Annotated in this window: 11 protein-coding genes; 8 read left to right on the top strand and 3 right to left on the bottom strand. The window is 71.6% G+C overall.

Annotated features, from left to right (window positions below):
• Positions 1-770 (top strand): hypothetical protein (locus AOK24_RS12260; RefSeq protein ID WP_055720092.1); only part of this gene is annotated, 770 nt, incomplete at its 5' end.
• 28 nt (positions 771-798) lie between these two features.
• Here the strand turns inward: AOK24_RS12260 and AOK24_RS12255 are convergent.
• The gene (locus tag AOK24_RS12255; protein ID WP_055720091.1) at positions 799-1077 is read right to left on the bottom strand and encodes a type II toxin-antitoxin system Phd/YefM family antitoxin; all 279 of its coding nucleotides are present in this window, start codon (positions 1075-1077) and stop codon (positions 799-801) included.
• 61 nt (positions 1078-1138) lie between these two features.
• Here AOK24_RS12255 and AOK24_RS12250 point away from each other — a divergent pair, with 61 nt between their 5' ends.
• The 3 genes from AOK24_RS12250 (at position 1139) to AOK24_RS12240 (ending at position 3223) form a co-directional block, all read left to right on the top strand.
• Positions 1139-1771, top strand: coding sequence for an ATP-dependent Clp protease proteolytic subunit (locus AOK24_RS12250; protein WP_055720090.1), 633 nt, complete (start codon positions 1139-1141; stop codon positions 1769-1771).
• A 7-nt stretch (positions 1772-1778) separates the two neighbouring features.
• Positions 1779-2081: a hypothetical protein gene (locus AOK24_RS49640; RefSeq protein WP_055720089.1), complete on the top strand. Its 303-nt coding sequence runs from the start codon at positions 1779-1781 to the stop codon at positions 2079-2081.
• 668 nt (positions 2082-2749) lie between these two features.
• Positions 2750-3223 carry a C40 family peptidase gene (locus tag AOK24_RS12240; RefSeq protein WP_055720088.1) on the top strand — a complete coding sequence of 158 codons (474 nt, stop codon included), beginning with the start codon at positions 2750-2752 and terminating at the stop codon, positions 3221-3223.
• Here the strand turns inward: AOK24_RS12240 and AOK24_RS12235 are convergent.
• Positions 3216-3653 (bottom strand): ATP-binding protein, encoded by a 438-nt coding sequence (locus tag AOK24_RS12235; protein WP_055720087.1) that lies wholly within the window; start codon positions 3651-3653, stop codon positions 3216-3218. The genes AOK24_RS12240 and AOK24_RS12235 overlap by 8 nt on opposite strands.
• Positions 3654-3879: 226 nt before the next feature.
• Between AOK24_RS12235 and AOK24_RS12230 the strand changes: the two genes are divergently transcribed.
• Positions 3880-4740 carry a helix-turn-helix domain-containing protein gene (locus AOK24_RS12230; protein ID WP_055720093.1) on the top strand — a complete coding sequence of 287 codons (861 nt, stop codon included), beginning with the start codon at positions 3880-3882 and terminating at the stop codon, positions 4738-4740.
• A gap of 12 nt (positions 4741-4752) precedes the next feature.
• Positions 4753-4971 carry a DUF397 domain-containing protein gene (locus tag AOK24_RS12225; protein ID WP_055720086.1) on the top strand — a complete coding sequence of 73 codons (219 nt, stop codon included), beginning with the start codon at positions 4753-4755 and terminating at the stop codon, positions 4969-4971.
• Positions 4972-5000: 29 nt separating this feature from the next.
• Here AOK24_RS12225 and AOK24_RS12220 read toward each other — a convergent pair whose 3' ends face one another.
• Entirely contained in the window at positions 5001-6128 is a 1128-nt protein-coding gene (locus AOK24_RS12220; protein WP_055720085.1) for an 8-amino-7-oxononanoate synthase, read from the bottom strand.
• 155 nt (positions 6129-6283) lie between these two features.
• On the opposite strand from AOK24_RS12220, the gene bioB reads away from it, so the two are divergent.
• Both bioB and AOK24_RS12210 read left to right on the top strand, forming a co-directional pair.
• On the top strand, positions 6284-7429 hold the full coding sequence (gene bioB, locus AOK24_RS12215) for a biotin synthase BioB (protein WP_055720084.1): 1146 nt from the start codon (positions 6284-6286) through the stop codon (positions 7427-7429).
• On the top strand, positions 7422-8696 hold the full coding sequence (locus AOK24_RS12210) for an adenosylmethionine--8-amino-7-oxononanoate transaminase (RefSeq protein WP_055720083.1): 1275 nt from the start codon (positions 7422-7424) through the stop codon (positions 8694-8696). Before bioB ends, AOK24_RS12210 begins: the two co-directional genes overlap by 8 nt.
• Positions 8697-8832: the final 136 nt, after the last annotated feature.

The following is an 8832-nucleotide window of genomic DNA, read 5'->3' as shown; positions in this document are numbered from 1 at the left end:
AGCTCCACCGGTACGCCGACGAGGCCGCCGCCCGCGCCGCGATCGAGGACCGGGACGTGTACGGCGCCGTGGTCGTCACCCCGGACGGCATGGAGCTGCTCACCGCGTCCGCCGCGAGCCCCGTCGTCGCGCAGCTGCTCCAGCAGGCGGTCGCCCAGCAGGCCGACGTCAAGACGGTGGACGTGGTCGCCGCCCCGGCGACGGACCCCCGGGGCGCCGCCCTCACCGCGAGCGTCCTGCCGCTGGCGATCGCCGGGATCGCGGCCGGCGCCGCGGTGACGATGCTGGGCCTCGCGGGCTGGCCGGCGATCACGGCGCTGCTGGGCTCGGCCGCTCTGGTCGGCGCGGTCGGGGCGGGCATCGCGGACAGCTGGCTCGGCGTCCTCACCGGCGACTGGTGGGCGGAGGCGGGCACCCTGGGCCTGGCGACCCTCGCGGTGAGCGCGGCGGTGGCCGGAGTCTCCGCGCTGGTCGGGCGCGCCGGGATGGCCCTCGTCTCCGCGGTCGTGATGCTCCTCGGCAACCCCTTCTCCGGCGCCGCCTCGGCCCCCCAGATGCTCCCCGCCCCGGCCGGCACGATCGGCCAGTGGCTCCCCCCGGGCGCCGGCGCGACCCTCCTGCGCTCGGTCTCCTTCTTCGACGGCGCGGCATCCCTGGGCCCGGCCCTCACACTGGCCTGGTGGGCGGCGATCGGGTTGGGTGCGGTACTGCTGGGTACGGCACTGAAGAGCCGTAGGACTTCCGGGGTACGGGAGTCGGCCGCCGCATGACGGCAACCTCGCCGGCGTACCGATCGCGTCACCCCACCGCCGGTCCCCGGTGTTCCGCCGCGATTCCGAAGCGCTGCCGTTCGCGAGGGGCTGAAGTGACCTCGCGGACCGTGGACACGGCGCTGATCACCGGTTCCTCGACGGGTGTGTCCATCGCGTCGAGCCGTTCCAGGTCGGCCGCGGAGACCAGTGCCACCAGGGGTTTTCCGTGTCGCGTGACGACGACGCGCTCGCCGCCGTAGACGACCCGGTTGATCAGGTCGGCGAGTTCAGCCCTGGCTTGCGTCACCGGAATTTCATAGGCCATACCTCATTCTAACGTCACGTACGTCCTGTACATTTTTTACAGACGTAGAAGGAGGGTCCCCATGAACCGCCCGACCGCCCATGCCCACGCGCGCCACGTCCTGCCGGAGTTCCACGAACGCACGAACAACGGCACCCGGACGCTGGACCCGTACTCGAAGCTCCTGGAGGAGCGGATCGTCTTCCTGGGGACGCCGGTGGACGACATCTCGGCGAACGACGTGATGGCCCAGTTCATGCACCTGGAGTACAAGGACCCGGACCAGGCGATCTCGCTCTACATCAACTCCCCGGGCGGCTCGTTCACGGCGATGGCGGCGATCTACGACACGATGCGGTACGTCAGCTGCGAGGTGGAGACGATCTGCCTGGGCCAGGCGGGCGCGTCGGCGGCGATCCTGCTCGCGGCCGGCACCCCGGGCAAGCGGCTGATGCTGCCCGGCGCGCGGGTGGTGATCGGCCAGCCCGAGGCCGGCGAGATCCAGGGCCAGGCCAGCGATCTCGCCATCCAGGCCGAGGAGTTGAGCCGTACCCGCGCGCTCCTGGAGGACATGCTCGTACGCCACACGGGCCGCGCCCCGGAGCAGGTGACCGAGGACATCGAGCGGGACCTGGTGCTCGACGCGGACGCGGCGGTGGCGTACGGCCTCGTCGACCGGATCGTGTCCAACCGCGAGGCGAGCGGCGGAAGGTGAGGGCTGGATGCTGCCGGAACTCCCCCCGCTCCCGGCGCTGACGCGCGCCGAGGCCGATCTGATCGACCACTATCTGGAGGTCGTGGACCTGCTGGGCCGCATCAACCCGAGCCGGGACGGTGACACCTACCGGGGCCTTCGGGCGGCGCAGGCGCTGGTGGCGAAGGCGGCGGCGCTGCGGGACGCGCTGACGCTGATGCACCAGCGCGGCGAGCACGAGGTCCACGCGGAGACCCTGGCGCGGGCGCTGCGCGTCCTGGACGGCGACCGGCGTACGGCGAGGGTGACGCTGCCGCCGCCCCGGAGCTGACCGCGCGCCTCACGCGCCCTCCCGTGCCCCCTCGACGCACAGAAGCACGCACCCCCGCCGCCTCCTCGCTCCACGCGTGCGTGCCTCCGCCCGCGCTCCCTCGCGGCGACGTACGGGGGCGTCGCGGGGTGCGTGATGACGCATCGCCACCGGAGGGCCGCCGGGTGGCGGACAGTGGCGTAGAACCGTCCCCCGTTCGGCGTAACGAGGTTTCCCTCCGGCGGCCCTCAGCGGTTGCGCAACCTGCGGAGACGGGGTGCGGACCGGGGCATTCCCGCCCTGATCGACGGCTGCGCAGGTGACGGACACGTGGCCGCTTCCTGAACTGTTCACCCGAATGGCTCAGTCGTGAGTAAGGCCACAAATCCTCGGATTCGTTGGGTATTTCGGTCACGAGTGAGTCAAGATCCCTGACTGACGACAAGCCCCCGCCACCAGAGGCGGGGCGGTCCGGGTGGACGCCGAGTCCTGCCGCTGCCCGGATGACCGAGTCGACAGGAGTGCATCGGCAGGAGTGGAGGACCCGAGCAGTACGGGTCGCCGGAACGGTCGCGCCATGGCCGTACCGCGCAGCCCTTGGGGTGAAGCCGTGGTGACACGGCCGGGCCAACTTCGCCAGCCCGAATCCGACAGGTCATCCTTCTCAGGCGGTTGACGAAGGGTTGCGCATGACTGCGCTCAATCGTGTCCCGTCGATGATGGTCCGAGCCGGTACGGTCTCGGCTTTCGCACTGGCCGCCGTGGGCGGCTCGGTGGTCGTACCGGGTGTCGCCTCCGGTGCCGAGGCGGCCACCGTCTCGGCGAAGGCGCTCCAGATCGCGGCGTCCAAGAAGGGCGCCCCGTACAAGTACGGCGCCGCCGGACCGAAGCGGTTCGACTGCTCGGGGCTCACGCAGTACGCGTTCAAGAAGGCGGGCAAGTCCCTGCCGCGCACGACCGGCCAGCAGTACAACAAGACCAAGCACATCTCCGCGTCGAAGCGGCAGAAGGGAGACCTGGTCTTCTTCCACTCGGGCTCGAACGTCTACCACGTCGGGATATACGCGGGCGCCAACAAGGTGTGGCACTCGCCGAAGACGGGTGATGTCGTACGGCTCCAGAAGATCTGGACCAAGAGCGTCTGGTACGGCCGCGTCAAGTAGCCGGCCGCGCCGTCGCCGTCCAGGGCAGTTCGCACAGGACCGTCTTGCCGCCCTCCTCGGTGGGCCGCACCCTGAGGCGCCCGCCGCACTCCGCCGCCAGTGAGCGGATGATCACCATCCCCCGGCCGTTGTCCTGCTGGACAGCGGCCGGGAGGCGTTTGGGGAACCTGGGGTGGCTGTCGGTGACGCCGACGCTGACCTGCTCGTCCCGGTCGAGGACGAGGTCGACGGTGAAGGTCGGCGACTGGCCGAGGGTGTGCTGGACGGCGTTGGTGGCGAGTTCGGAGACGATGAGGCGGATGGTCTCGGCGAGGTCCGCGCCGGGCGGCAGGCCCCACTCCGCGAGCGTGCCCGCGGTGAAGGTACGGGCCGCGGCGACCGACACGGGGTCGCTCGGCAGGGTGACGGATGCTTCCAGGTGGTCTGCCATGGCGACGTCGTCCCTTTCCCACGGGACCGGCGTCCGACACGAGGCGGATGGTTCGAGTACGGTCCCGGACTGGTGCTTCACCGTCAGACTGCCATTTCCACGGGCCTCCTGTGCGGCGATCCACCAGGATGTGCATATATCTGTCGCCCGAAGCGGTGAACTCTGCTACGGCAGATCGGATTTGGGCGGCGCGCAAGGAGTAATGGGGAGCAGTGAGGAGAAGGGCATGCAACACGGCCCCGCGGTACGCCGCCGCAAACTGGGCGCGGAACTGCGTGCGTTACGCAATCGGGCCCGGCTCACGAGCGGCGAGGCGGCCCGGCTGGTGGGCTGGCACCAGTCGAAGGTGAGCCGGATCGAGACCGGCACCAGCAGTGCGAAACCGGCCGATGTGGCGCTGCTCCTGGACGCCTACGGGGTGAGCGACGTCCGGCTGCGGGAGCTGATGCTGGTGCTCGCGGGGGACGGCGAGAGCGTCGGGCGGGACCACTGGTGGCACGCCTACCGGGGTGTCCTGCCGCCCACGTACCGGGACTTCATCAGCCTGGAGTCGCAGGCGAGCGCGATGCGCACGCTGGAGACGACGGTGGTTCCGGGGCTCCTCCAGACCCCCGAGTACGCCCGCGCGGTGACCCGCTCGGCCCTGGAGGGCGTGGACGAGGAGCAGTTGGACGCGCTGGTGGAGGTGCGGCTGGCCCGCCAGGACGTGCTGCGCGGGGACCCGCCGCTGCTGCTGAGCGCCGTCCTCGACGAGGCGGTGCTGCGCCGTCAGGTGGGCGGCCCCGAGGTGATGGCGGCGCAACTGGAACGGTTGCTGGAGGCCGCGAAACTCCCTCAGGTGACGCTCCAGGTACTGCCGTTCTCGGCGGGAGCGCATATCGGGGTAACCGGGCCTTTCGTAGTCTTCTCGTTCTCGAGCGTTTCCGATCTGGATGTGGTCGTTCTCGACCACTTGACGAGTAGTCATCACCTTGAGGGGAAGGAAGACCTCCGGGCCTACTCGGAGGCTTTCACCAAGCTTCAGATCCATGCCCTTTCACCCGAGGACTCATTGGATTTCATCGCCGGGACAGGTGACGGCGCGTAAGGAGGCACCCCCATGTCAGCACTGCCTCGGAACGTTCCTTCCGCAAGCGCACTGCATATCGCACCGCACGAGGCGCGGTGGCTGCGCAGCAGCTACAGCACCGGAGCCAACAACTGCGTGGAGACAGCCCCGTACGCGGGTCTCCTCGCGGTCCGCGACTCCAAGTCCCCCACCGGACCCGCGCTGCTCTTCACCCCGGGGAGCTGGGCGGAGTTCGCCTCAGCCCTCTGAGACACCCCCAGCACGGCCGTGCCGCCGACTCATGGTCGTGTCGCGTCGATCACCCGCACCGCGCGGTCCAGCTCGACCCCGGAGAGGTCCGCGCGGGCGGTCAGCCGCAGCCGTGAGACACCGTCGGGCACGGAAGGGGGACGGAAGCACCCCACCGCGAGCCCCGCCGTCCGGCAGTCCGCCGCCCAGCGGACGGCCGCCTCGGGCGACGGGGCGCGCACGGAGACGACCGCGGCGTCGGGACGTACCGCGTCCAGGCCCGCGGCCGTCAGCCGGTCGTGCAGCTCGCCCGCGACCTCGCGGGCCCGCAGCGCCCGCCCGGGCTCCCGCCGCAGCAGCCGCAGGGCCGCGAGGGCGGCTCCGGCCGCCGCCGGGGCGAGCCCCGTGTCGAAGATGAACGTGCGGGCCGCGTTGACGAGATGGTCGATCACCTTCGCCGGTCCCAGCACCGCGCCGCCCTGGCTGCCGAGCGACTTCGACAGGGTGACGGTGACGACGACGTCGTCGGCCCCCGCGAGCCCGGCCGCGTACGGCGCGCCGCGCCCGCCGTCGCCGATCACGCCGAGGCCGTGCGCGTCGTCCACGACCAGCCCGGCGCCCGCTTCCCGGCAGGCCGCCGCGAGCCGGGTGAGGGGGGCCGCGTCGCCGTCGACGGAGAACACCGTGTCGGAGACGACGATCGCCTCGCCGTCGTGCGTGCGCAGGGTCTTGCGCACCGCCTCCGGGTCGGCGTGGCCGGTGACCTGGACCGTGCCCCGGGCCAGGCGGCAGCCGTCGATGAGGGAGGCGTGGTTGCCCGCGTCGGAGAGGACGAGGGTGCCCTCGGGGGCGAGGGCGGTGACGGCGGCGAGGTTCGCGGCGTAGCCGGAGGAGAACACGAGGGCCGCCTCGGCGCCGCAGAAGTCGGCCAGTTCGCGTTCCAGTTCGGCGTGCAGCTCGGTCGTGCCGGTGACGAGGCGGGAGCCGGTGGCGCCGCCGCCCCAGGTTCTGGCCGCCCGCGCCGCGCCCTCGGTGACCTCGGGGTGGCGGGCCAGGCCCAGGTAGTCGTTGCTCGCGAGGTCGAGCAGCGGGCTGTCGGCGGGGCGGGGGCGCAGGGTGCGGACGAGTCCGGCGCGGCGGCGCACCTGTGCGTGGTCGTCGATCCAGCCGAACGCCATGGCTCCTCCGGGGCTTGTGCGCTTTGTAGACAGCGAACAGACCCTAGCGGGCCGACAAGCCGCCCACTGTGTGGCAATACCCACACGTCAAGCGGGGTCTGTTGTACGGTCCCCACCTTGGCCCGGGGCCGTCCGGTAGGACAGGATCGGCTCCCATGGACCTGCTGACGACGCTGGTGGACAAGGGGCTTCGGCGCGAGCCGCCGACCCGCGAGGAAGCGCTGGCCGTGCTGCGCACCTCGGACGACGACGTGCTGGACGTGGTGGCCGCGGCCGGGAAGGTGCGCCGGCACTGGTTCGGGCGCCGGGTGAAGCTGAACTACCTCATCAACCTCAAGTCGGGCCTGTGCCCCGAGGACTGCTCGTACTGCTCCCAGCGCCTCGGTTCGACGACCGGCATCCTCAAGTACACGTGGATCAAGCCGGACGAGGCGTCCCGTACGGCCGCCGCCGGGATCTCCGGGGGCGCCAAGCGGGTCTGCCTGGTCGCGTCCGGGCGCGGTCCGACGGACCGGGACGTCGACCGGGTCTCCGAGACCATCAAGGCGATCAAGGACGGGAACGAGGGCGTCGAGGTCTGCGCCTGCCTCGGCCTGCTCACCGACGGCCAGGCGGAGCGGCTGCGCGAGGCCGGTGCCGACGCGTACAACCACAACCTCAACACGTCCGAGTCGACGTACGGCGAGATCACGACGACCCACACGTACGCGGACCGCGTCGACACGGTCGGCAAGGCGCACGCGGCCGGGCTCTCCGCCTGCTCCGGGCTCATCGCGGGCATGGGCGAGAGCGACGAGGACCTCGTCGACGTCGTCTTCTCGCTGCGCGCGCTCGACCCGGACTCGGTGCCGGTCAACTTCCTGATCCCCGTCGAGGGGACGCCGCTGGCGAAGGAGTGGCACCTCAGCCCTCAGCACTGTCTGCGGATTCTGTCGATGGTGCGGTTCGTGTGTCCCGACATCGAGGTGCGGATCGCGGGCGGGCGGGAAGTTCATCTGCGGTCGATGCAGCCGGTCGCGCTGCACGTCGCCAACTCGATCTTCCTCGGGGACTACCTGACGACCGAGGGGCAGACGGGCCAGGCGGACCTGGACATGATCGCCGACGCCGGATTCGAGGTGGAGGGCGCGGATCAGGTGACGTTGCCCCAGCACCGGGTGGATGCGGCGGGCTGTGGTGGGGGCGGGGTGTGCGGTACGTCCGACTCCGCGCCGCCGGTGGCCGCGTCCGGTGAGCCCCGTACCGACCTCGTCGCCGTCCGCCGTCGCGGGGTCGGAACGGATCTCGCGCCGAATGCCTGACGTATCCGAGCTGTTGGAGCTGGACCGGCGGCACGTCTGGCATCCGTACGGTCCGATGCCGGGCGCCGTCGAACCGCTCGTCGTCGAGGCGGCGAGCGGGGTCCGGCTCCGACTCGCGGACGGCCGGGGCGAGTTGGTGGACGGCATGTCGTCGTGGTGGTCGGCGATCCACGGCTACCGGCACCCGGCGCTGGACGAGGCCGCGCGCGAGCAGCTCGACCGCATGAGCCACGTGATGTTCGGTGGCCTCACCCACGAACCGGCCGTCCTGCTCGCGAAGTCGCTCGTCGACATCACCCCCGACGGCCTGGAGCACGTGTTCCTCGCGGACTCGGGCTCGGTGTCGGTCGAGGTCGCGGTCAAGATGTGCCTCCAGTACTGGCGTTCGCTGGGCCGCCCGGCCAAGCAGCGCCTGCTGACCTGGCGCGGCGGCTACCACGGCGACACCTGGCACCCGATGTCCGTGTGCGACCCCGAAGGGGGCATGCACGAGCTGTGGTCGGGCGTCCTGCCCCGCCAACTCTTCGTGGGCGCGCCCCCGTCGGAGTTCGACGAGGGGTACGCCGATGAGCTGCGCGCGGCGATCGCGCGCCACGCGGACGAGCTGGCCGCCGTCATCGTGGAACCTGTCGTGCAGGGGGCGGGCGGGATGCGGTTCCACTCCCCCGCGTATCTGCGCGTGCTGCGCGAGGCGTGCGACGAGCACGGCGTGCTGCTCGTGTTCGACGAGATCGCGACCGGGTTCGGCCGTACGGGTGCGCTGTTCGCGGCGGACCACGCGGCGGTGACGCCGGACGTGATGTGCCTCGGCAAGGCGCTGACCGGCGGATACATGACGCTCGCTGCGACGCTGTGCACGGCGCGGGTCGCCGAGGGGATCTCGCGCGGCGAGGTCCCGGTGCTGGCCCACGGGCCGACGTTCATGGGCAATCCGCTCGCCGCCGCCGTCGCCCGCGCCTCGATCGAGCTGCTGCTCGGGCAGGACTGGGCGGCCGAAGTGAAGCGGATCGAGACGGGGTTGACGGAGGGCCTGTCAACAGCCTTGTCGCTGCCGGGAGTTCGGGACGTCCGGGTTCTCGGGGCCATCGGGGTCGTCCAGTTGGACCACCCCGTCGACATGGCGGCGGCCACGGCGGCGGCCGTCCGCGAGGGCGTGTGGCTGCGGCCGTTCCGCGACCTCGTGTACACGATGCCACCGTACGTCACCGGCGACGACGACGTCGCCCGGATCGCGCGCGCGGTGTGCGCCGCCGCGCGGGAGGGATGAGCATGGCGGTCCTGGTCGTCACGGGGACGGGCACGGAGGTCGGGAAGACCGCTGTCACGGCGGCGGTCGCCGCCACCGCGGTCGCGGCGGGGCGTTCGGTCGCCGTGCTGAAGGCCGCGCAGACCGGGGTGGGGCC

The sequence above is a fragment of the Streptomyces niveiscabiei genome (assembly GCF_001419795.1).
Taxonomy (GTDB): Bacteria; Actinomycetota; Actinomycetes; order Streptomycetales; family Streptomycetaceae; genus Streptomyces; species Streptomyces niveiscabiei.
This window is presented reverse-complemented; position numbering and strand designations above follow the sequence as displayed.